This is a genomic window from Aeromonas sp. R10-1 (genome assembly GCF_040908465.1).
Lineage (GTDB): Bacteria > Pseudomonadota > Gammaproteobacteria > Enterobacterales > Aeromonadaceae > Aeromonas > Aeromonas caviae.
The window spans coordinates 1-24,300 of the sequence record NZ_JBFODT010000028.1; the positions used below are offsets into that span (position 1 = coordinate 1).

Here is a 24,300-nt window from a genome sequence, read left to right on the forward strand (position 1 = left end):
TGCACGTCGTTGGTGATGACGTTGCCATTGAGGACCAGGTTGTTCTCGCTCGCCACCGTCAGGTTGACGTCGCTCACCGCCGTCGGCACGTCATCCAGCACCACAACATCCAGCCCTGCACTGGTCGTATCGCCATCGAGGTCCGTCAACACGACGTTGAAGCTCTCCGTCAGAGCCCCATCATTTGCAGATTTGTTATGTGTTTCGTTATCGTTCAGGGTGTAGCTGTAGGTCACGCTGCCAACCCCTGTCACCGGGTTGTAGCTGACGCCGGTCACCAGCAGTTGATTTCCCAAAGGACTGGGGATCCCCTGGGGGAAGGTGGTCAAGACCTGGCCATTGCTGATCAGCGTCACACCTCCCAGCGTCAGGCTTTGTACTCCATCTGCCGCATTGAATGTAAAGGTACTGCTCTTGGTCAAGGCAGCGCCATCGGGGGCTGAGCCATCCGGCAATGCGGCTTCATCAAGGACAAGCTCACCACCCTCGACCTGCAATCCATTCAGCGAGACAGGCTCATCTACAGGGGTGATGGTGATGGTCAGAGTGGAGTCGTTGGTATCATCCCCATCCGTTACGGTGTAATTGACCGCAGGTACAGGCCCTGTATAGTTCAGCGCGGGGGTAAAGGTATAGGAGCCGTCGGCATTGATGATCAGCGTACCAATCCCATCCAGCGTGCTCTCAACGCCAGCAGCAATTCCCTGATTGCTGCCCCAGCTATAGGAAATGACAGACGAATCAAGGGGACCATCCGGATTGTTGCTGTTGTCGAGCACATTGCCACTGATGGCCTGATCTTCCTGGGTGACAACAGACTCATCCTGATCATCGAGCTGATTCTCGGGCAGAAGATCGTCTTCCTGCAGCACATTCTGATCGATCAACGTGTCATAGCCGGTATCGAATCCGGCCTCGGCTATGGTCGCATCTCCGATGCGATCTATGACAACAAAACCACCATTGCCACTGGCCCCAGCGACCCCGCCGATACCGCCACCACCACCGGCGGCAGGTGCCCCACCGGCAGCAGAGGCTTCGAAGTTCTTGGTCGGGTCAACCCCTTGCAGGATGGATTGTTGCAACGCCGCAATTTCTGGCGACACTTCAGGCGAGCCTTGCTGATGATTGGCAACCGATGAGGAAGGTTGCCCCTCTGGAGGCATCTCTGCCCCTGCCGGGACACCATTGTCCGCTGCAGGTTTGTCATCGTAGGGAGCCAGCATCAATTTGGCATCATCAGCGATATTGAGTCTGGCGCCAGGCTGCAGGATCTCGCCAGGCTGGAGAGGGCGACTGCTGCCATCGGCAAGCAGGATCTGAACGTTGCCTTCTACGGAAGAGACGACCACGGTTTTGTCGATGATTTGGGTGCGCATATCCATTGCTCCAGGGTGACAGATCTTGATGCCTACACTCTAGATACGCCCCCGTCCTGCTTCCGTTGCAAAAATGTACAGGGTTGAGTCTCTTTGGCTTCATCCGATGCAGCGAATCGAACGAATATTTTTTACATATAAAAATCAATTAAGTAACATCATGAGTTTTAGTGATATTACCTGTTTGTCGCGTAAAAATGATGTACATATTCTAAACAGATATAAAAAAGGGCCCTTAATGGGCCCCTTTCTATCGAGTTGTACCACTTATGCCAGTGGAAATGCAGGGTGAACGAACCCCTGATAACCATCGATATGCAAACTGGACAACAATTCAACCTGCCGTTGATCTTCCACCCGGGTGGCGATGGTCGTGACACCCGCATTGTGGGCAGCCCGACAGACAGCCGCCAGGAAGGAGGTATCGGCGCCTGGTTCCATGACCTGGCTGGTATACCCGTGGTCTACCTTGACATAGGCGGGGGTCAGCTCTTCCAGATAGCCGAGGGACTGGAAGTGCCGGCCATAGTGATCGACCCCCCACAAGAAGCCGTGCTCTCGCAACAGCTCAACCAGATGAGTCACATACTCTTTGTGTTTCATGATGGCCACTTCCGGGATCTCGAACAGCAGTCGCTCCTTCAGCTCCACGTTCAGCGACAGATAGCCTCTGAGCCATGTCAGGAACTCATCCGAACAGAGAGAACCCGCCGTGATATTGACTGCCAACACCAATTCCGGTTGCTGCTTGAACAAGGGGACGCAGGCTTCCAGCACCGCCTTGTCAAACTCGGCCCCCATCTTGAACTGCTCGATCGCAGGCAAGAACTGCCCTGCGAAGTAATCCGTTCCATCTCGCGAGATGGCCGCGAACAACTCGGCATGCAGGCGGGTACCATCATCGAAGCGGCATGCAGGCTGTGCCTTGAAGCGCCAGAGATGTCTGGCAATGGCATCCTGCACCAAGTCTCGCCAGGCAAGGCGTCCCATCAGTCCCTGCTCATTGCCGCCTTCCATCACGACGGCACCGCGCCGCTCATTGCGCGCTTTGCCAAGGGCGTTATCCGCCTTCGTCAGCAGGGCCGAGAGATCGTCATTGCCATCACGGCCAGCGATGCCGACGACGGACAGCGCTCCGCTTTCTCCCATGGGATTGACAACCAGATCGGCGATACGGCTGTTGATGAGCTCCGCCAGCTCCTTGAGCTGAGACAGATCATCGGTGGGGCAGAGCAAGGCATACTCCGTCGCCGAGATCCGGGCCAGCGCCGCGCCATCCCAGCCATCCAGCAGTTCCCTGAGCACCTGTGCAATGGATTTGACCATGTTGTCCCTTGCAGCAAAGCCCTCTTCCCGATAGAGATCGTCCAGCATGTCGACGGCCACCAGCATGACCCCGCCCTGCCCGGCCTCCGCAATCCAGGCATTGACCTGCCCGACGAAGTAAGAGCGGTTGCCAAGCCCGGAGACGGCATCCACATAGACGCGGGCTCGCAGATTCTCGGCCTCGTCGGCCTGCTCTTTGAACTGCACAGCAAGCTTGCTGGAAAGGGTATTGATGGCCTGTACCACTTGCCGCAGCTCGCGGGTCTTGGGCTCGGGAATGGCGTGGCCGAAATGGTGCAGCTCGATTTCAACCGCCTGATCGCAAATCAGCTTGAGCGGTTTGAGCAGATAATTGAGCGCCCGCATCAGCAAGAGAGTGGTGACGAGAAAACCGACTAGGAACCAGGTGGCCAGTTCGCTCATTCCTTTCCAAAGCTCGTAGTAGGCTTGTCCAGGGTGGCCGACGACCTTCAGCTTGCCCAGTTGCAGCCAACCCGACGTCAAAATCGATTCATTGGCCACTTCAGGGAACAGATCCAGCCCAATGAACCACTGTGGGACCCCTTCGATATGGCTGCTGTTCTCCAGCTCGATGACATCCTTGGAGGCCAGCAGATCGAGACGGACCAGCTTGTAGTAACCCCCGTCGAACACAGCCTTGATCACGGATTCGGCACTGACCTTGTCGCCGTTCTCCAGATAGGGGGTCAGCGCCAGACCCAGTGCGGTGGACGTATTGATGACGGTGGTCTCCTGCTGCTGCGCCAGGTAGTTGCGGGTCGAATTGAATTGCACCCAATAGGTGGCGGCAAACAGCAATCCGAACAGCAGCAGCATGGTTGCCAATAGTTGTCTGTAGAGCGTCATAGGTTAATCATCCAAATTGACCGCAGGCCGAGCCAATCGCCCCGATGTCATGCGATTGCGTAAGTCTGTCCATAATCCCAAGCGGGATGATTGCCCGGCCAGTTCCCCTTGACCACGCGCCTTCATCAGCCACAAGTGACTACCGTTAAAACTGTAAATTGGCAACAAATCCGCCCGTTGGGTCGCCGGGCGAATTGATCCGACAAGATTGTCCAGAATCAGGGGTACTGCCGCAGGCGTCTCATAGTAGGCAACGACCATATGAAACTGGTTATAATCCAATGCCTTGACATATACCATTCGCATTTTTTCATCAGGGATGCCAAGTTCCAGCAAGGTAAAATACTTGGAAATGCTGAAGTCTTCACAATCTCCCCCCGCTGCGCCCAGAAATTCCAGCGGTGTCGCCCAATAATCCTTCTTGTGCCACAACTTGATGTCATCGATGAAACGCATCTGGTTGAAGAACTGGTTCACCTTCTCCAGCTTCTGCCGATCCGTCAGCCCCGCTGCCTTGTTCTGCATTGCCAAAGTGCGCCAGCTGGTGACCCGTTTGCCGGCCCTAGGGCCATAGGTCTCCTCCGCGCGCTTGACCAGTTTCATATCCTCCGGTGAGAGAGGCTGGCTGGCGCTGAGCAGCAGGGGGATCGCCAGCAGGGCCAGCCATAGCAGGCGAACCCGCCAGGGCGCACGTGCACCTGCGACAGCTCGATACCCATCACGTCGGCTCCAGCCTGTCGATGCCACTTCTTTCTGTGTCATGACGCCGCCATCATCCCCTGACCGCCGGACGCATAAAAGAATGACTGCAGCACGCTGCAGCCATTCCCCTTGCCTGATATGACATCAGTGGCAGGGCCATCAGTTGTTGTTGGCCTGCCATTCAGCCGGTTGCTGCACATTCAGGGCATTGAGCAGACCACCGGTGGCATTGAGGATACGATAATCCGCCAACAGGGAGTCGTACTCGGCCGTGATGTAGCTGCGGCGAGCCTCGAACAGTTCGTTCTCCGTGTTCAGCACGTCCAGCAAGGTCCGTTGGCCCAGGCCGAATTGCTTCTTGTACGCCTGTACGGTGTCATAGCTGGCGTCCACGTGCTCTTTGAGGAAGACTTTTTGCTTGGCCAGCGACTCTTTGGCGTTCCAGGCGAGGCGGGTCCCCTCTTCCACCTGACGGAAGGCATTCATGTGAATGTCTTTGGCCTGGGAATAGAGCGCTGAGGTTGCCTTACTTTCTGCCAGATCGGACCCACCGCGGAACAGGTTGTAACGCATCCGGACCATGGCGGTGAGATCGTCGTTACGGCCTTTGACCGCATCGATGTCCTCGTTCCAGTTCTGATCCACTTCAAAGGCTACGTTCGGGTAGAACCCTGACTTGGAGCCTTCATGCTGGTACTTCGCCTCTTCGATGTCCTGCAGGGATGACAGCAGGGTCGGGTGAACCTCTGTTGCCGTCTTCAGCGCATCTTCCAGTGTTGCGGGCAGGAGCTGGGTGTTCGGTACTGGCTGAACGAGATCCTTGGGCACTTCATTGACGACACGGATAAACTCGCTCTCGGCATCCCGATAGTTGTTCTCCGCCGCCGCCTGATTGGAGTAAGCCCGAGCCACACGACCGTCGATCTGGGTCTGGTCAGCGGTCGACCCAAGACCGGAGTCGGTCCGTTTCTGGATGTCACTGCGGATCTGCTCGTGGGTTTCAAGGTTCTGCTTGGACAGCTCCAGGATCTCCTGCTGACGCAGCATGTTGAGATAGACCTCGGCCACGCGCAGGGCCGTGTTCTCCGCCTCGGAGATCATCGCCAGGCGCTGAGCCTGGGCGGCGGCATCGGTCCGTGCCACGTTGCTGCTGACATCAAAGCCGTCAAACAGCATCTGGCGAAGGCTGATCCCGGCCTCCTTGCGCGTCATGGAGTCATCGATCGTCTGTGAATTGGGACCTGCGGCACGGGTCGAGGGACTGTCAGTCTTCTCGTAACCGACGCCACCACGCAGATCAATGGTGGGGTAATAGCCGCCCTTGGCTCCATCATGCTGATACAGTCGTGCCTGATAGAGATCAAAAGCTTCCTTGATTTTCGGATGGGTAGCCAGTGACTGCGCCACTGACTGTTCCAGCGTCTGTGCCTGGCTCAGGCCCGGGAACAGTATGGTGCCACTAACCAGCATGGCAACAATCGTCTTCTTCATGGTATCTCCAGTCATGTTGTTTTTAGATTGTTGGCTTATCGTTCTCTCAGTGCCGACTGCTTAGCCCTCAAGATGGGTTTCAGCAAGTAGTCTAGGACACTTTTTTTACCAGTAATAATATCTGCACTGGCTAACATACCGGGGATGATGGGAAGTGCATTAAGCTCATCGCCCAGATAACTCTTCTCGGTTCGTACTCGCACCAGATAGAAGGAATTGCCCTCCTCATCCTGGATTGAGTCGGCACTTATCTGTTCAACCTTGCCATGTAAACCTCCATAAATAGTGAAATCATAGGCAGTTATCTTGACCACGGCCTCCAGTCCGGGTCTGAGGAACGCGATGTCCTTGGGCGACACCTTGGCTTCAACCAGCAGGGTGTCTTCCAGCGGCACTATCTCCATCAGGTCCATGCCCGGCTGAACGACCCCACCCAGCGTATTAATCTTGAGCTTCTTGATGGTCCCCTTGAGAGGCGCGATCACACTGGTACGATCGACTCTGTCCCTGAGGCCGACCTGGCCCTCTGACAACTGGCTCAACTTGCCTTGACGTTCGTTCAACTCGGTCTGGGAGTCCGCCCGGAATTTCAGGGCGATATCATTTCGCTTCGAGATGGTCTCCCGCAGTACCGAGTTGAGCTTGGGTACCAGCAGGCGGTTCGCCTCCAGCTCCCCTTGCATTTCGTTGACCTGCCGCTCCAGTTTAATTAGCTCCACTTGAGGAACTATACCCTCTTTTGCGAGAGGACGGCTGATGTTCAGCTCCTGACGAGCCAGATCAACGCTGCGGCCCACGGTCCGGATCTTGGCATTGAGCTCTATGGTCTCCTGTTCTTTCTGCTCGATCTGCTGTCCCAGAATGTAGAGCTGGTTCTTGAGGTTGTTTAACCGCGCCTCCTGCACCGATCTTTCACGGGCGGCATATTCGGCAAACACATTCTCGTACCCTTCGGGGAACTCGATGGCCTGTTTGTCGATGGCTACCTGTTCACGCCACCCCAGATTGGGCTCGTTCTTGACCACCACGCTGCGAATTTCGGCGCGCAGGCGGGCGATATCCCCCTTGAGGGTGACCAGCTCCTGCTCCCGTTCGCGAAAATCCGACTTGAAGCGGGTATCGTCGATGCGCAGCAGTGGCTGTCCCTTCTCGACGATGTCCCCCTCCTTGACGAAGATCTCCTTGACGATCCCCCCTTCCAGGTTCTGGATCACCTGCAACTGGCGCGACGGTATCACCTTGCCCTGGCCGACGGTCACTTCATCCAGCTCTGCCCAGGCTGCCCAGACGATGGCGCTGACAAAAAACAGGAAGCAGGCCCACAGCAGGACTCTGGCACGGGTGGGTGTCGTCAGCAGCACGGCGGCGGCGCCGTCATCCACGTACTCGAGATGCTCGGGTGCAGGCAAGACCGTATCTGAGGGCGTTTTCTTGAACCAGTGGTTAGCCATTCGCCGTCTCCTGCACCCGCACCTTGCCTTCCTTCAATTGCTGCAACACCACCTCTTTGGGACCGTCCGCCACTATCTTCCCCTGCTCCACGACGATGACCCGGGAAGCGACATCCAGCATGGACGTCTTGTGGGTGATGAGGATAAGGGTGGTTTCGGGGCCGAGCCGCGCCAGCTCCTGCTTCACGTGCATCTCTGACTGGTTGTCCATGTTGGAGGTCGGCTCGTCCATCACCAGAATGGGGGGATCGTTGAGCAGGGCGCGAGCCAGCAGGATGGACTGACGCTGGCCACCGGAGAGCTGACGTCCCCCTTCGCCTATCTGTCTGTCGAGACCGTTGGGATCCCGGTTGGTAAAGTTGGTGACCCCGGCCCGCTTGGCGGCGCGCAAGACACGGGCATCGTCCACCAGGGGATTGCCCAGCATGATGTTGTCCCGTACGGAACCAAAGAAGAGGGTCACATCTTGCGGCACACAGCCGATGTTGCGGCGAATGATGGTCGGCGGCAGTTGGTCCAGCTCAAAGCCATCCAGACGCACCAGGCCGTCAGTCGGGCGATAGAGACCCATCAGCAATTTCTCCAGCGTGGTTTTACCCGCACCGATCCGCCCGATGATGGCCACCTTCTCACCCGGCTCGATGCGCAGGTTGATGTTGTGCAGGGTGCTGCTCTCCATGCCCGGATACTTGAAGGAGACATTTTCAAACTCGATGCGCCCCTGGATTACCGGATGGTGGATGTACTGCCTGCCCTCCTCCTGCTCACCCGGCGTCATCATGATCTTCTCCAGGATCTCGAGCGCCGACTTGGCCTGGTTGTAGCGGGTGGAGAGTACCGAGAGCTGCACCATGGGGGCGATGGCCCGGCTCGACAGCATCACGGCCGCTATCATGCCCCCCATGGTCACCAACCCTTCCGAGATCTGGTAAACACCGACGATCACCAGTCCCACTGTCACCACCTGCTGGATGTAGCTCGCCAGAGAAGACATGGAGTTGGTGATGCGCCGGGTTTGCACGCCCCAGGTCGAGATGTGGGACACCGCCTGCTCCCAGCGGTGCTGGAACATGCTCTCGGCCCCGAAAATCTTCACGGTCTCAAGGCCCGAGATGCTTTCGATCAGATTGGCGTTCTTCTGGGAGGCGAGCCGGGAGCCCTCCTCGATGGATTGCTTCAGCGGTGCCTGAATGTAGAAGCTGTAGGCCACCAGGATCAGGATGGCGATGATGGGCACCACCACCATGACACCGGCGAAAATCCAGATGATGAAGAGGAAGAAGATGGCAAACGGCAGATCGATCAGGGTGGAGACGGTGGCCGACGTGAAAAACTCGCGCACCGATTCAAACTCCTGCAAGTGCTTGGCAAAGGCACCGGTCGACGCAGGCCTGGACTCCATCTTCATGCCCATCACCTTGGCAAAGATTTTGGCCGACAACAGCACGTCGGATTTCTTGCCTGCAATATCGATGAAGTAGCTGCGCAGCTGGCGCATCACGAAGTCGAAGGTGAACACCACCATGGCTCCAACCGCCAGCACCCAGAGGGAGTCGAATGCCAGGTTGGGCACAATCTTGTCATAGACGTTCATGGTGAACAGGGGGCTGGCGATGGCAAACAGGTTGATGAGGATCGAGGCCACCAGCACATCCCGATAGATACCGCGGGACTCGAACAAGGTGCTCCAGAACCAGTGACCATCACGGGTCTCCAGCACTTTGGGCGAGCGCTCATCAAACTTGAACTGCCGCTTGACGTAGAACAGACGACCATTGTACTCGTCACCCAGCTGGGCAAGACTGACCCATTGGGCCGCGTCTCCGGCCTGGGGAAAGATGACCCTCGCCTGGGTCCGTTCTTCATTCCATTCAAGCAAGATGCAGGCGCCGCCATTGCGCGTCTGCAAGACGCAGGGCAGCAGCAGGGAGGAGATCTGTTCAAGGGGCTGGATCACTTCGCGGGCAGAGAGACCGCCCCGCTCGGCGGCACGACTGAAGAGCGCCGTGCTGAGACGCCCGGAGACCAGTGGCAAGCCGGTGGTGAGAGCATCCTGACTGTTGGGCACCCCGTAAAAGCGGGTCAAAAAGACCAGGCACTCCAACAGTTCATCTATATGGCTGGTTTCTGCTTGCATAGCATCCCATCAAACATGATTCAGAAGGTTGTCTCGGGGCCGAATATACAAAGCCCGGCGGCGATCCGGAAAAACAGAACAGACCTCGCCACCCAGACCCACAACCCGATTAGCGCACAGAGCCGGGACACTGCATGTCTCGCCTCCCTCACAGATTTTCATGCCGGAAACGGAGGGGACATGCCGGGCACCTGATGTTGCCAAGAAATATGCCACCCGGTATGAATAAAGCCCGCCCGGTATACAAACTGCAAAGAGTTATTGATAACTATATCTTTTTTCAAGCCGACCATCTTATCAAGGTGACTTGAACGAAACTATACTCCAAAGACTGAATTTCATCTAATAACCCACTGTTTTTTTGACGAAATTAGAGTTGGCACTCGCCCGTGGAAGGGAGAGAAAAAGGGCGTCCCAGGCAGTGTCCCTGAGGGCCCGAGCGTGCCAGCGCCGCGGCAATGGCGGTCATGGCGCTCCAGCGATTCTCGCACCAGGCGGGGGCCAGCAGGGTCGGGCGGCGCGCCGACGCCGAGACCCTGTGATAGACCACCTCGGGAGGCGTGTACTGGATCATGGCGACCGCCGCCGCCACATACTGCTCCATCGTCAACACATCCAGCCGCCCCGCCTGCCACGCCTTGCCAAGAGTGCTCCCCTCCACCACATGCAGTGGGTGAAGCTTGATGCCCTCGACGCCGGTCTCCACGACACGGTGCAGGGTTTCCAGGCTGTCCATCGGCGCCTCGCCGGGCAGGCCGACGATGAGGTGGGCACACACCTTGATGCCTCGCAGATGGGCTCTGGTTACAGCGTCAACATAGGCGGCATAGCCGTGGCCCCGATTGATGCGTTGCAACGTCTTGTCGTTGGCACTTTGCAGCCCGAGCTCCAGCCACACCTCGTAACCTCTGGCCTGATAACCTGCCAGCAGATCCAGCACCGCATCGGGTACACAATCAGGGCGAGTTCCGACGCAGAGCCCCACCATGTCGCTCACCGACAAGGCTTCTTCATACATGCGCTGAAGGTACTCCACTTCGGCATAAGTACTGGTATAGGCCTGAAAGTAGGCCAGATAGCGCCTGGCCCGGGTCACCTCGTCCCGGCGTGCCAGCAGTTGCTGCACCACGGAGAGTTGCTGGGCCGACTCGTCGGCAAAGGAGGAGACATTGCAGAAAGTGCAGCCACCCCGCCCCAGGGTGCCGTCCCGGTTGGGGCAGGTAAAGGCCCCGTGGATGGAGAGTTTGTGGATCTTCTGGCCGTGGCGTTGCTTGAGATCCTGGCCAAATGTATTGATGAGTTCGTGTAACTGCATGACACCTCCGAAATGAGGTGCCATTCTAGCGACGCAGCCCGGCGGGCAGGCTGCGCTGGATCAATCCCGCTCCCTACCCAAAAATCATATAAATATTCACGTTAGATGCGATAAATACCCAACAGTCGGCATTCACGGTCACTTTTGACAACCTGTCACTCCTGCAACCTGGAGAAAAGTGTCATAACCTCTCGCCCATAACCGGCTGTAACTACTGAAAAAATCCTGTTTAGTCTGCTTATGGACAAATGCAAGACGCAGGATCCTGAAATGTGATCCCCGCCAAGCACACCAGAGATGACTTTGTAAAATTACTACAGTTTCCCGCCACCATGCAGTCAACCACCAAACCGTCCATAACCAGAATATAAAGCCAACAAATAAATAAAAGGCAGTCATAAATACACAAAAATGCTGATTGAGTCTCAAAAACCCACATTTTGTTATGGCGATGTAACATTGCAAACAAGCGGGATGTCCAATTGACCTTGCCCGAAAATCCCATTAGTTTGGAGATTCGCCACCTCAGGCGGACGGAACCACAAGAGCCAATCGCAATTTATGCAGTCTGTTGATGACAGTGCGATGGAAGGCCGAGCAAGGGAGAAATGCAATGTCACTATATGATCCAAAGCTGGAGAGGGATAACTGTGGCTTCGGCCTGTTGGCCCACATGGAAGGGGAAGCCAGCCACAAGCTTGTCCGTCTCGCGATGTCAGCCTTGGCTCGCATGCAGCACCGCGGCGGTATCTCCGCCGATGGCAAGACCGGCGACGGCTGCGGCCTGTTGCTGCAAAAACCCGACAGCTTCTTTAGAGCGGTCGCCGAAGAGAAGGGATGGCACCTGGGCCGCAACTACGCGGTCGGCATGCTGTTCCTCAACCCCGATCCCATCCTGGCCCAGGCCACGCGCGACATCATCGACGAGGAGCTGGAAAGAGAGACCCTGAGTCTGGTCGGCTGGCGCAAGGTGCCCATCGATACCAACGTACTCGGTTCCATCGCCAAGGCGTCCCTGCCCAGTATTGAACAGGTCTTTGTCAACGCGCCCCCGGGCTGGGTCGACAAGGATCTCGAGCGGCGCCTCTATATCGTGCGCCGCCGCATCGAGAAGCGCATCAGCGACGACTACTTCTATGTGGTCAGCCTCTCCAACCTAGTCACCGTCTACAAGGGACTGTGCATGCCGGTGGATTTGCCGCGCTTCTATCTGGATCTGGCTGACATCCGCATGCAGGCCGCCATCTGCGTGTTCCACCAGCGTTTCTCCACCAACACCAGCCCGCGCTGGCCGCTGGCGCAGCCGTTCCGCTACCTCGCCCACAACGGCGAGATCAACACCATTGCCGGCAACCGCCAGTGGGCCAAGGCGCGCAGCTACAAGTTCGCCACCCCGCTGATCCCGGATCTGCAAGAGGCCGCCCCCTTCGTCAACACCACGGGGTCGGACTCCTCCAGCCTCGACAACATGCTGGATCTCTTCCTGGCCGGCGGCATGGACCTGTTCCGTGCCATGCGCCTGCTGATCCCGCCTGCGTGGCAGAAGCACCCGAACATGGATGACGACCTGCGCGCCTTCTACGACTTCAACTCCATGCACATGGAGCCTTGGGACGGCCCGGCCGGCATCGTCATGACCGACGGTCGCTACGCCACCTGCGCACTCGACAGAAACGGTCTGCGTCCGGCACGTTACGTCATCACCAAGGACAAGTTCATCACGCTGGCCTCCGAAGTGGGCACCTGGGACTACACCCCGGACGAAGTGCTGGAGAAGGGCCGTGTCGGCCCGGGGGAGCTGTTCGTGGTCGATACCAGCAACGGCAAGATCTGGACCAGCTTCGAAATTGATGACGATCTCAAGAGCCGTCACACCTACAAGCAGTGGATGGACAAGCACTGCAAGCGCCTGGTGCCCTTCGAGCAGATGGACGATGCCAGCACGGGGTCGCGCGAATTCCCGGATGACCGGCTCAAGACTTACCAGAAGCTGTTCGGCTACTCCTTTGAAGAGCTGGATCAGGTGATCCGCGTGCTCGGCGAGAATGGCCAGGAGGCGGTGGGCTCCATGGGGGATGACACCCCGATGGCGGTGCTCTCCTCCAGCCAGCGTACCCTGTACGACTACTTCCGCCAGATGTTCGCCCAGGTGACCAACCCACCCATCGATCCCCTGCGGGAAAATCACGTCATGTCCCTGGCCACCTGTATCGGCCGCGAACAGAACGTGTTCAACGAGACCTTCGGTCACGCCCACCGGGTGCTGTTCCAGTCGCCGATCCTGCTCTACTCCGACTTCCATCAGTTGCTGGCCCTGGAAGGGGAGCACTACCGCCACGCGGTGCTGAGCCTCAACTACCTCCCCGAAGAGGGACTGCAAGCCGCCCTCGAGCGCCTCTGCCACGAGGCAGCTGAAGCGGCCCGCAGCGGCGCCGTACTGCTGGTACTGTCAGACCGGGACATCAGCCCGGATACCCTGCCCATCCCGGCCGCCATGGCGGTGGGGGCGGTGCAGCGTACCCTGGTGGACAACAACCTGCGCTGCGACGCCAATATCCTGGTGGAGACCGCGAGCGTGCGCGACCCGCACCACTTCGCCGTGCTGCTGGGCTTTGGCGCCACCGCCATCTACCCCTATCTCGCCTACGAGACCCTCGCCAAGCAGGTAGAAGAGGGCGTGCTCAAGATGAGCCTGCGCCAGGCCATGCTCAACTACCGCAACGGCATCAACAAGGGCCTCTACAAGGTGATGTCCAAGATGGGCATCAGCACGGTGGCAAGCTACCGCTGCTCCCAGCTGTTCGAAGCCGTCGGCCTCTCCAGGGCCGTGGTCGAACTCTGCTTCCGCGGCGTATCGAGCCGCATCCAGGGTGCCGACTTTGCCGACATCCAGCAGGATCAGATCAATCTGTCCCGTCTGGCCTGGCTCGGCCGCAAGCCGCTGACCCAGGGCGGCCTCTTGAAATTCGTCCACGGTGGCGAGTACCACACCTACAACCCGGACGTGGTGCAGACCCTGCAAGTGGCGGTGCGCTCCGGCAACTACGCCGATTACAAGGAGTATGCCCGTCTGGTGAACGAGCGCCCGGTCGCCACCCTGCGGGATCTGCTGTCGCTCAAACAGGGCACCACCCCGGTTGCGCTGGATCAGGTGGAGCCAGCCGCCAGGCTGTTCCCCCGCTTCGACTCCGCGGCCATGTCCATCGGCGCCCTCGGCCCTGAAGCCCACGAGGCCCTGGCCATCGCCATGAACCGCCTCGGCGGTCAGAGCAACTCCGGCGAAGGCGGTGAAGATCCCAAGCGTTTTGGTACCGAGAAGAACTCTCGCATCAAACAGGTGGCGTCCGGTCGCTTTGGCGTCACCCCGCACTACCTGATGAACGCGGACGTGGTGCAGATCAAGGTCGCCCAGGGTGCCAAGCCCGGCGAAGGGGGCCAGCTGCCCGGTGACAAGGTCACCGCGCAAATCGCCCAGCTGCGCTACTCCGTGCCCGGCGTGACCCTGATCTCCCCGCCGCCGCACCACGACATCTACTCCATCGAGGATCTGGCCCAGCTCATCTTCGACATCAAGCAGATCAACCCGAACTGCCTGGTGTCGGTGAAACTGGTGTCCGAACCTGGCGTCGGCACCATCGCCTGTGGCGTGGCCAAGGCCTATGCGGACTTCATCACCGTCTCCGGCTACGACGGCGGCACCGGCGCAAGCCCGCTCACCTCGGTCAAATACGCCGGCTCCCCCTGGGAGCTGGGCCTGGCCGAAACCCAGCAGGCGCTGGTGGCCAACGGCCTGCGCCACAAGGTGCGTCTGCAGGTGGATGGCGGTCTCAAGACCGGTCTGGACATCATCAAGGCGGCCATCCTCGGTGCCGAGAGCTTTGGCTTCGGTACCGGCCCCATGGTGGCACTCGGTTGCAAATACCTGCGTATCTGCCACCTGAACAACTGCGCCACCGGCGTCGCCACCCAGGATGAGAAGCTGCGCCGCGAACACTTCACCGGCTTGCCGGAAATGGTGATGAACTACTTCAAGTTCATCGCCGAGGAGACGCGCGAGCTGATGGCCGAGCTTGGCGTCACCCAGCTCACCGACCTCATCGGTCGTACCGACCTGCTGGAAGCCCTGCCCGGCCTCACCGCCCGTCAGGCCAAGCTGGACTTGTCCGGCATCCTGGCGGCCCCGGTGGCACCGGCAGGCTCCAGTCTGTTCAGCCAGCAGCACAACCCCACCTTCGACAAGGGGCCCTTGAACCTCAAGATGGTGGAAGACCTGCTGGACGCGGTGGAAAACATGAGTGGCGGCGAGTTCCGCTACGACATCCGCAACACCGACCGCTCCGTGGGTGCGCGTCTGTCCGGCGAGATCGTCAAGCGCCACGGCAACCAGGGCATGGCGGCCGATCCGGTCAAGGTGCACTTCAACGGCACCGCCGGCCAGAGCTTCGGCGTCTGGAACGCCGGTGGCCTTGAGATGATCCTCACCGGGGATGCCAACGACTACGTGGGCAAGGGGATGACCGGCGGCAAGCTGGTGATCAAACCCCACGTCGGCGTGGCGTTCAAATCTCACGAGGCGGCCATCATCGGCAACACCTGCCTCTATGGCGCCACCGGCGGCAAGCTCTATGCCGCAGGGACCGCGGGCGAGCGGTTCGCGGTGCGCAACTCAGGGGCGCTGGCGGTGGTCGAGGGGATTGGCGACAACGGCTGTGAATACATGACAGGCGGCATCGTCACCGTGCTCGGCAAGACCGGTGTCAACTTCGCGGCGGGCATGACAGGCGGTTTCGCCTACGTGCTCGACGAGTGCGGCAACTTTGCCAAGCGCACCAACCCCGAGCTGGTCGAACTGCTGGAGGTGGCGGATCTGGCCATCCACCAGGAGCACCTGCGCGGTATCATCACGGCGCACCTCAACGAGACAGGCAGCTCGCGTGCCGAGGAGATCCTGGCCAACTTCGACTCCTATGTGCCCAAGTTCAGGCTGATCAAACCCAAGTCCAGTGACGTCAAATCGCTGCTTGGCCACACCAGCCGTTCCAGTGCAGAACTCAGAATCCAGGCGCAATAAGGAGGGAACCCTATGAGCCAGAACGTATTCCAGTTTATCGATGTCCAGCGGGTCGACCCGCCCAAGAAACCGCTCAAGATCCGCAAGATCCAGTTCGTGGAGATCTACGAGCCCTTCAACCAGGCCCAGGTCGGCATGCAGGCGGATCGCTGCCTCGACTGCGGCAACCCCTATTGCGAGTGGAAGTGCCCGGTACACAACTACATCCCCAACTGGCTGAAGCTGGCCAACGAGGGACGCATTCTGGAGGCGGTGGAGCTCTCCCACCAGACCAACAGCCTGCCGGAGGTATGTGGCCGCGTTTGCCCGCAAGACAGACTGTGTGAGGGTGCTTGCACCCTCAACGACAGATTCGGCGCCGTGACCATCGGCAACATAGAAAAATACATCACCGACAAGGCGTTCGAGATGGGCTGGCGCCCGGATCTCTCCAAGGTGGTCAAGACAGGCAAGCGGGTCGCCGTCATTGGCGCGGGCCCAGCTGGCCTTGCCTGTGCCGACGTGCTGGCACGCAATGGCGTCACCCCTGTGGTGTTCGACAAGTACCCGGAGATCGGCGGCCTGCTCACCTTCGGTATCCCCTCCTTCAAGCTGGAGAAAGAGGTGATGCAGCGCCGCCGCGAGATCTTCGAGGGGATGGGGGTGGAGTTTCGCCTCGAGACCGAAGTGGGCCGTGACGTCACCTTCGCCGACCTGCTCGGCGAGTTCGATGCGGTCTTCCTCGGGGTCGGCACCTACAAGTACATGAAGGGCGGCTTTGCCAACGAAGAGGCGCCGGGGGTCTATGACGCCCTGCCCTACCTCATCTCCAACGCCAATCGCTTGCTGGGCTTTGAGAAGGCGCAAGCCGATTACATCGACTTCGCCGGCAAGCAGGTAGTGGTGCTGGGGGGCGGCGACACCGCCATGGACTGCGTGCGCACCGCCATCCGCCAGGGGGCCGATCGGGTGATCTGCGCCTACCGCCGGGATGCCGAGAACATGCCGGGCTCCAAGCGGGAGGTGAAAAACGCCCAGGAGGAAGGGGTGGAATTCATGTTCAACCTGCAACCTGTCGGGGTCGAACTGGACGCTCACGGCCGCACCTGCGGCATCAAGGTGGTGAGCACAGAGCTCGGCGCCCCCGATGCCAATGGCCGCCGCAATCCGGTAGTCATTGAAGGCTCCGAGCAGGTGCTGCCCGCCGATGCGGTGGTCATGGCGTTCGGCTTCCAGCCCAACCCCCAACCCTGGATGGCAGAGCACGGCGTCGAGCTCGACGGCCGGGATCGCATCAAGGCGCCCGAGAAGGCCGAGTACGCCTTCCAGACCAGCAACCCCAAGGTGTTCGCCGGTGGTGACGCGGTGCGCGGCTCGGATCTGGTGGTGACCGCCATCTATGAGGGTCGCAAGGCGGCCGAAGGGATCATGGACTACCTAGCCGTGTGATCTGCCGTCGCAACCACGCTGTCATGCAAACAGCCCCGCTCGTGCGGGGCTGTTTTTTATCTCGCTCTCAATCCGCCAGAACCGGCTAGATACTCCAGCTCTCCGGCAGCCGTTCGGTAAGGGTGGAGATGTATTCGAAGGTACGTGCCCGCTTGGGGGTGGTGAACATCTGGCGCGCACTGCCCGCCTCCACCACCTCCCCGGCCTCCAGGAAGATCACCTGCTGCGCAATCTGGGCTGCAAGGCGCAAGTCATGGGTGGCGATCAGCATGGTGGTCCCCTCACTGGCCAGCTGGCGCAGCACGGTCACCACCTCCTGGGCAAGCTCGGGATCCAGCGCCGAGGTAGGCTCGTCACAGAGCAGCACCTTGGGAGATGGCGCCAGCGCCCGGGCAATGGCGACCCGCTGCTGCTGACCGCCGGAGAGGGTGGCAGGCACCGCCTCGGCCTTGTGCCTGAGCCCCACCTTGTCGAGCAGTTGCAGGGCGCGCGCCACTGCCCTCTCCCTGGGCCACTTCAACACGGTCACCAACCCTTCCATCACGTTCTCCAGTACCGTCATGTGCGGGAACAGCTGGAAATTCTGGAACACCATGCCGGTCTGCTGGCGCAGGGCCAGCACGCTTTGCCGTGACAGATGCCGGGTAAAGTCGAGCTCGCTGCCCCCCAGCACCAGCTGGCCTGCATCGGGTCGCTCCAGCAGGTTCACGCAGCGCAGCAAGGTACTCTTGCCGCTGCCGGAGGGACCGATCAGGGCGGTGACGCTGCCCGCGGCCATCGCCAGCCCCACCCCTTTCAACACGCGCTGCCCCGCAAACTGTTTCTCGATGCCACTCAAGCGGATCATAGGGCGACCTCCCGGGTCTCTTTGTGAGCCAGTCGCAGCTCCAGCCTGTCTTGCAGGGTGGAGAGCACCGAGCTGAACATCAGGTAGATGAGGGCCGTCTCGATATAGAGAATGAGCGGCTCATAGGTGACGGAGGCGAGGCGCTGGGCCGCCTGAAACAGCTCGGGCACGGTCACCGCCGCCGCCAGCGACGTGTCTTTGACCAGGGAGATGAAGGTGTTAGAGAGCGGTGGCACCGCGATGCGCGCCGCCTGCGGCAGGATCACCCGCCACATGACCTGGGGCCAGTTCATGCCGATGGAGTAGGCTGCCTCCCACTGCCCCTTGGGGATGGCCGCCAGGGTGGCACGAATGATCTCCGAGCTGTAGGCACCGATGTTGAGGGTGAAACCGATGACGGCGGCGGTGAAGGCGTCCAGCACGATGCCGGCGCTCGGCAGACCGTAAAAGATCAGAAACAGCTGCACCAGCAGGGGCGTGCCCCGAATAAGCCAGACATAGAAGCGGACCAGTATCACCAGCGGAGCCGGACCATATAATCTGGCCAGCGCCACCGACAAGCCGAGCACGATTCCCAGCACGAAGGTAATCAGAGTGAGTGGCACGGTAAAAATAAGCCCCGCACTGAGCAGGGGCCAAAAAGAGTCGATCATTAACTGCAACCAGGCGGGCACGTTAATATCCTCAGTTGTTATTATGTTGCCACGATATTATTGCGAGACGTCGGTGCCGAAATATTTCTGCGATATTTTCTGATATTCGCCATCCTGCTTGGCATTGCGCAGCGCCTGATTGATGGCAGCCAGCAACTCGGGTTGCCCCTTGGCGAGCAGGGCGGCTGATTGATCCCCCTTGGCCTCGCTGGCCGCCACCTTCAATTTGGCGTCCGGCTTCTGTTTCTTGAAGTCGAGGAAGGAGAGGCTGTCGTTGATGGTGGCATCCACCCGCCCGGTCAGCACCAGTTCGAGTGACTGGTTGAATCCCTCGGTGGCTACCACCTCGGCGCCCGATGATTTCGCCAGCTGGGCGAAGTTGCTGGTCAGGGACTGGGAGGATTTCTTGCCCTTCAGATCGGCAAAACTCTTGATGCTTTGGTTGTCGCTGTGCACCACGATCACCGCCTTGGAGGTGATGTAGGGGTCTGAAAAATCATATTTTTTCAGCCGCTCAGGGGTGATGGCCACTTCGTTGAGCACCAGGTCGTAGCGCTTGGCGCCCACCCCGGCGATGAGCCCGTCCCACTTGCCCTCGACGAACTGCGGCTTCACGCCCAGACCGCTTGCAATCAGCTCGCCTATCTCCACGTCAAAGCCCACCAGCTTGCCGCTCTTGTCGTGGTAGGTGAAGGGAGGATAGGTCCCTTCGGTGCCGATCTTGATCACTCCGGCCCGCTGGATCTCGGCCAGGCTTGACTGTGCCTGTACCGATGTCATCAGTGCCAGCGGAAGTGCCGCCATTAAAAACAGGGAGTGCCGTTTTTTCATTATTCACCTCGTTATATTTATGAACATCCAGAGCGCTTGCCAACCACCACAAAATAAAACCAGCCGGTTATCATGTTTAATTTAAATTAATTATCGGCAGAGATAACCTTCATAGTGCTTGCTGGCGGTATGGATGAAACATAACGTGGCTCATGGCATGACCCAACCATGAAATACGGGGATATTTAGCGAAATAATGGATAACGAATAAATAATGGCCGGGCTGGCCGAGGAGTTGCCCCGCTGGCGGCGCTCCGTCAGCGGAAACCATATCAGGCGGGTTGCAGCTCCCGCGGGATGGCAGTGGCCCAATCACGACACAACGTATCAATCGGGCCAAAATTCGGTCTGATGGCAAATGGGATTGCCACGCACCACGTGGAAGGTAAAGGCGCGATGGCGCGCGCCTTGACGTCACCGTCAGTGATCACCACTTCGGTCACCACCTCCCGCCCTGCTCCGGCAGGCGGACGATGTCGATATTCCAGGGCCCGGCCGCCGGGTAGCGCCGATGGATCTCGACGAAGTTGACCCGCCCCGCGCGCCGCTCCCCCGACGTTGGCCAGTCACAGAGGAAGTCATCGCTCAGCCACCTGGGGGTCTTGACGAAATCGTTGCTTTGCATGGCCTGCCAGTAGGCCTCCACAACTGCTTTTGGTTCCATGGTCTTGTTTTCCATGCCTTTCCCCTACAACCGCACCACCAGCCACTCCCCCTTGCCCACCGACACCAGCGAGGTCGCAAACGCCGGATCCTGCTCTGCCTGTGCCATCCGGATAAAGACGATACCCATGGATGACCATGTGATCACGCTGGTGCACAGCTGCTGGCGGGAAAGCCAATCGTCACCCGCTCTGGCGGTGGCCCCCGCGCCGTCGGGCTGCTGGATACCAAGGGCAAGCTGCAGATCGCCTAGGGGGCCACCCGGGTAAAGTCGATGGCGGGGCAGCTGGGCGCCACGCCCTTGGTCAGCGTCAGGGGCTGGGCACGATAGCTGAGCCGGTAGCGGCCCGGTTGGGACAGATCGTAGGCCTGCGCCAGGTCCGCATCGGCCTGGCTCTGCTCCCCCGCCCCCAGGTGCAGGAAGTCGCCGTCCCCGGGGGTACCTCGCTTGGCAAGCGGCCCTCGATAGTCCAGCGGCTGCCCATCGCGGGTCAGGTCGATGGCATCGGCAAACCACCCCTCGAAGGGGGTGAACCAGGTCAATACCTCGAGGGGCGTCTCCCCCCGGTTGGTCAGGGTCATCACCAGGGGCAGGGGTTCGTTCACCCCGCTCTCTGCGCTGACCGACAGCTCGCACTGCAAGGGCGCCAGTGCCAGGGTGGTGAGCAAGAGTGTCATCATGGTGCCTCCGTCAAAAAAGGGGCCATCCGGCCCCTGTTTGCAACTCAATTTTCGCTCGGGGTATTCTCGGCGAAATATTCATGGTTGTCGGCATTGTTCAGGGCCTTCTGGGGATCCGTGCTCGCCAGATTGCGCGCATTGGCCTGACCGTATCCCAGATCGTCGGTGCCCGCCACCACGTTGAAGTGGCTCAGCTCGTGGACAATGGTGCCGGCGCGGGAATCGGTCCCGGTGACCGGCGCTGTCCAGAAGCTCTTGCACAGATAGACCTTGTAGGGCTGGTCCGGATAGACATAGGCAAAGTAACTCTGCTTGCAACCGCAGTCGAAGGTGAGCGGCTTGTTGTCGATGGCATCCTTGATCTTGCTGAAGTTGGTCTCGGCCTGGTTCCAGCGGGTGGCGTCATAGGCGCCAAACCAGCTGCGGTAGCGCTGCCCATTCGGCTTGTCCACCGCGAGGTAGCTGCTGGAGTTGTTGGCGATGCCACTCGCGGCATCGAGCGCCGCCAGGATGTCGCTCTTCTGGGTGTTGGTGCAACGGCCGCTGAAGCTGACCGAGGCGCTCACCGCCTGGGGCTCGGCCACCGCAGCCTTGGCCAGCACCCGATCGTCGCTCACCCCGTCCACCCAGAGGGTCACGGCATTGGACTCGCTCGCCTGGGCCTGTTTGGCCTTGGCCGCTTTCCCCTCCTGCGCCACGGTCGGCAGCAGGTAACGGATGCTGTACTGGCCCTGGGCGCTCATGTCGTAGAGACCGGAGACCTCCGCCTGCACTGTCAGGCTCTGGCCCGCCTTGAGCAGTTGGTAGTCCTTGTCACTCGGGGCGGCCCGCTTGATCAGGGCCCCTTCGTAATCCACCGGCTGGCCGTCACGCTCCACCTGGAACAGGGGAGCATCCTCGCTGCCCGGCAGTTGCCATTTGAGCAGACGAACCGGCTTCTCCCCGGTGTTGGTCAAGGTCAGGTTGACGCGCACATCGTCTGTGCTGCCCTCCACCAGGGTGAGCCGGGCATCGAGTCCGGCGGCGCAGAGCGGGGACGCCAGCACGCCGGCCAGCAACAGGGCAATTGGAGTCGCTTTCATCATGTTTCCTCATTCATTGAGTGTCGCCTTGTCAGGCGGTCTGCTTCCTGTAAGGCCCTCTTTGGGGCCCATCCACCCTAGAGCAGAAGCACCACCCCACCATCCCTCCATATGGGGGACGCCCCCCATCAGAGGGGGAGCCTCTTGGCTGCGACAAAGATTGCCCGCCCGGCCCCGGGCGTGCAGGCAACCCCGTGTGGCGTATTTGCCATAAAAAAACCCGGCGCAGGGCCGGGTGACGGGATGAGAAGGCGGGGTCAGGAGGCCAGCAGCGCCAGGGCCGGCTGCGCGTTGCCCGGCATCAGCCGATAGGCCTTGTGGTGCTTGACCAGGGTGGTTTTCTTGTTGCCCTGGCTCAGCAGCAGGCCCCGGGCAAATGCCGCCTCGGCCAGTACCTGCTCGTCCCCGCGCACATAGAGGGTGAGGGGCTTGACCAGCTCACCCCCCTCGATATGGCCCTGATACTCGCTGGCCGAGATGACCAGGCTGGATTGCCCCTGGCTCAGCAGCCGCTGCCGGGTGTGCAGTTCGCTGTCGGTGAACACCAGCCAGCCCGCCCCCTCCAGCGCCAAGAGCAGATCGGCCAGGCGCGCCCCCAGCTGTACCGGCTCATGCATGGCACGCTCATACTGGCGCTGCACCCGCTCAAGCAGCCCCTTGAGATCGGCCCCCGCCCCCAGCGTCCGCCCCAGTTGCACCCAGGTCTTGAGATCCTCCATCACCAACCGGGAGAAGCGTTTCTCCTTGAGAGAATCCGCCATCCAGGTACAGAGAAAGTGGCTCTCCTGGGCGGGGGTGCGTTTGCCCGTCTTCTGGGCGGCGGTGCGCTCCAGCTCCGCCAGGCTCTGGCGGGCCATCTCGAGCAGGGCCTGATTGTAAGCAGGAAGGGTCATCTCGGATCCTCTGAAACGGGGCGGCCAGGGGCCGCGTCATCGACAGCACAAAGGCGCCAGTGGCGCCTTTGGAGAGTAAACGCCCCTCCCCGACCGGGAGGGGGCGACGTTGCCTTATTTCGGCTGACGGGGCTTCTTGGCCGCTGCCAGACGCTTGAGGCGCTGACCTTGCAGTTTCGCCTCGGCCATGGCCTGGGCGGCGGCATTGTCTTCACGCTGCGGGCGCTTGCCGAAGCGGCGGCGCTCCTGCAACTGCTTGATGAGGTCGTCACGGCTGCTCACCTCGTAACCCGGCACCATGATGCGGCGGATCTTCTGGCCGATGAGGGCCTCGATCTCCAGCAGGGTGCGCTCCTCCTCGCGACTGACGAAGGAGATGGCCATGCCGCTCTTGCCAGCGCGACCGGTTCGGCCGATACGGTGCACGTAATCTTCCGCGAGGAACGGCAGATCATAGTTGACCACGTATTCCAGGCTCGGAATGTCCAGGCCGCGGGCGGCCACCTCGGTGGCCACCAGCACCCGCAGCTTGCCTTCGGTGAATTCACGCAAGGCGCGGCGACGGCTCCCCTGGGCCTTGTCACCGTGCACCACGGCAGACTTGATGCCGTCGAGGTTGAGCTCCTCCACCAGTTCATCGCAGCTCTCGCGGGTGCTGGCAAACACCAGCACCTGCTGCCAGTTCTGCTTGCCGATAAGCTCGGAGAGCAGCTCGCGCTTGCGCTTCTGTTCCACCGGATAAACGGTGTGGCTCACGGTGTCGGCGGTGGAGTTCTGCTTGTCGACGGCCACCACCTGGGGTTTGTCCAGCATGAGGTTGGCCAGCTTTTTCACCGCCTCGGAGAAGGTGGCGGAGAAGAGCAGGTTCTGGCGGGTCTTGTTGACCGCCTGCAGGATCTGCTGCACATCGGCGCTAAAGCCCATGTCGAGGATGCGATCCGCCTCGTCCAGCACCAGAGTCTCGACCCCGGAGAGGCTCAGGTTGCAGGCGGTGAGGTGCTCGAGCAGACGGCCAGGGGTGGCCACTATGATGTGTGCGCCCGCTTTGAGCTTCTTGGCCTGCACATCCTGTTTGCCGCCACCCACGATGGTGAGGGTAGTGATATCAAGATACTTGGCGAAATCGTTGATATTGCTCGCCACCTGGGCCGCCAGCTCGCGGGTCGGGGTCAGGATCAGCACGCGGGCATTGGAAGGCTGCACCGGCGCCGGGTTGTCTACCAGGCGTTGCAGGATGGGCAACGCAAAGGCGGCGGTCTTGCCGGTACCGGTCTGGGCACTGGCCAGCACATCGCGGCCACGGCGAATGGCCGGGATGGCCTGGCTCTGCACAGGGGTCATCTCCTGATAACCGCAATCTGAGATGGCGCGCAAAATCTCGGGGGCAAAATCGAACGATTCAAATCTCATGTTGGGTTCCTGTGTTCCAGCGGAGCTGTAGTTGGCGTGGGTGGCCTGGGCCGGCGTGTGGCCTGGCATCGGC

Annotated in this window: 16 protein-coding genes and 2 pseudogenes; 2 read left to right on the forward strand and 16 right to left on the reverse strand. The window is 60.1% G+C overall.

Annotated elements, in window-relative coordinates:
• The 7 genes from AB5Y93_RS14505 to AB5Y93_RS14535 all read right to left on the reverse strand — a co-directional run.
• Positions 1 to 1,379: retention module-containing protein (locus tag AB5Y93_RS14505; protein ID WP_368229700.1), on the reverse strand; the 1,379-nt coding region annotated here is incomplete at its 3' end.
• Between the two features lie 267 nt (positions 1,380 to 1,646).
• Positions 1,647 to 3,572 carry an EAL domain-containing protein gene (locus AB5Y93_RS14510; protein ID WP_201888342.1) on the reverse strand — a complete coding sequence of 642 codons (1,926 nt, stop codon included), beginning with the start codon at positions 3,570 to 3,572 and terminating at the stop codon, positions 1,647 to 1,649.
• A gap of 3 nt (positions 3,573 to 3,575) precedes the next feature.
• A complete protein-coding gene (locus tag AB5Y93_RS14515; RefSeq protein ID WP_223917454.1) occupies positions 3,576 to 4,334 on the reverse strand; it encodes a transglutaminase-like cysteine peptidase in 759 nt (252 codons plus the stop codon).
• 99 nt (positions 4,335 to 4,433) lie between these two features.
• Positions 4,434 to 5,765, reverse strand: a complete 1,332-nt coding sequence (locus AB5Y93_RS14520; RefSeq protein WP_010675164.1) for a TolC family outer membrane protein — start codon at positions 5,763 to 5,765, stop codon at positions 4,434 to 4,436.
• Positions 5,766 to 5,800: 35 nt separating this feature from the next.
• On the reverse strand, positions 5,801 to 7,216 hold the full coding sequence (locus AB5Y93_RS14525) for an HlyD family type I secretion periplasmic adaptor subunit (protein WP_010675165.1): 1,416 nt from the start codon (positions 7,214 to 7,216) through the stop codon (positions 5,801 to 5,803).
• The gene (locus AB5Y93_RS14530) at positions 7,209 to 9,353 is read right to left on the reverse strand and encodes a type I secretion system permease/ATPase (RefSeq protein ID WP_039040368.1); all 2,145 of its coding nucleotides are present in this window, start codon (positions 9,351 to 9,353) and stop codon (positions 7,209 to 7,211) included. Before AB5Y93_RS14530 ends, AB5Y93_RS14525 begins: the two co-directional genes overlap by 8 nt.
• A 370-nt stretch (positions 9,354 to 9,723) precedes the next feature.
• Entirely contained in the window at positions 9,724 to 10,668 is a 945-nt protein-coding gene (locus AB5Y93_RS14535; protein ID WP_109422169.1) for a TIGR01212 family radical SAM protein, read from the reverse strand.
• A 613-nt stretch (positions 10,669 to 11,281) separates the two neighbouring features.
• Between AB5Y93_RS14535 and gltB the strand changes: the two genes are divergently transcribed.
• Both gltB and AB5Y93_RS14545 read left to right on the forward strand, forming a co-directional pair.
• Positions 11,282 to 15,739 carry a glutamate synthase large subunit gene (gltB, locus tag AB5Y93_RS14540; RefSeq protein ID WP_010675168.1) on the forward strand — a complete coding sequence of 1,486 codons (4,458 nt, stop codon included), beginning with the start codon at positions 11,282 to 11,284 and terminating at the stop codon, positions 15,737 to 15,739.
• 12 nt (positions 15,740 to 15,751) lie between these two features.
• The gene (locus tag AB5Y93_RS14545) at positions 15,752 to 17,167 is read left to right on the forward strand and encodes an FAD-dependent oxidoreductase (protein WP_039040371.1); all 1,416 of its coding nucleotides are present in this window, start codon (positions 15,752 to 15,754) and stop codon (positions 17,165 to 17,167) included.
• An 85-nt stretch (positions 17,168 to 17,252) separates the two neighbouring features.
• Here AB5Y93_RS14545 and AB5Y93_RS14550 read toward each other — a convergent pair whose 3' ends face one another.
• The 9 genes and pseudogenes from AB5Y93_RS14550 to AB5Y93_RS14590 form a co-directional block, all read right to left on the reverse strand.
• Positions 17,253 to 18,014, reverse strand: coding sequence for an amino acid ABC transporter ATP-binding protein (locus AB5Y93_RS14550; protein ID WP_042864046.1), 762 nt, complete (start codon positions 18,012 to 18,014; stop codon positions 17,253 to 17,255).
• Positions 18,011 to 18,667 (reverse strand): amino acid ABC transporter permease, encoded by a 657-nt coding sequence (locus AB5Y93_RS14555; protein WP_368229701.1) that lies wholly within the window; start codon positions 18,665 to 18,667, stop codon positions 18,011 to 18,013. Before AB5Y93_RS14555 ends, AB5Y93_RS14550 begins: the two co-directional genes overlap by 4 nt.
• A gap of 57 nt (positions 18,668 to 18,724) precedes the next feature.
• A complete protein-coding gene (locus AB5Y93_RS14560) occupies positions 18,725 to 19,498 on the reverse strand; it encodes an amino acid ABC transporter substrate-binding protein (RefSeq protein WP_368229702.1) in 774 nt (257 codons plus the stop codon).
• A gap of 327 nt (positions 19,499 to 19,825) precedes the next feature.
• Positions 19,826 to 20,177: pseudogene (locus tag AB5Y93_RS14565) on the reverse strand (nuclear transport factor 2 family protein).
• A gap of 9 nt (positions 20,178 to 20,186) precedes the next feature.
• Positions 20,187 to 20,270, reverse strand: a pseudogene (locus AB5Y93_RS14570) (methyltransferase); the annotation flags it as partial.
• Positions 20,271 to 20,410: 140 nt separating this feature from the next.
• On the reverse strand, positions 20,411 to 20,842 hold the full coding sequence (locus AB5Y93_RS14575) for a hypothetical protein (RefSeq protein ID WP_041213092.1): 432 nt from the start codon (positions 20,840 to 20,842) through the stop codon (positions 20,411 to 20,413).
• 44 nt (positions 20,843 to 20,886) lie between these two features.
• Entirely contained in the window at positions 20,887 to 21,927 is a 1,041-nt protein-coding gene (locus AB5Y93_RS14580; protein WP_029314738.1) for a M35 family metallo-endopeptidase, read from the reverse strand.
• 254 nt (positions 21,928 to 22,181) lie between these two features.
• Positions 22,182 to 22,817, reverse strand: a complete 636-nt coding sequence (locus tag AB5Y93_RS14585) for a DUF2913 family protein (protein ID WP_128271676.1) — start codon at positions 22,815 to 22,817, stop codon at positions 22,182 to 22,184.
• 114 nt (positions 22,818 to 22,931) lie between these two features.
• Positions 22,932 to 24,227 (reverse strand): DEAD/DEAH box helicase, encoded by a 1,296-nt coding sequence (locus tag AB5Y93_RS14590; protein WP_010675179.1) that lies wholly within the window; start codon positions 24,225 to 24,227, stop codon positions 22,932 to 22,934.
• Positions 24,228 to 24,300 lie beyond the last annotated feature (73 nt).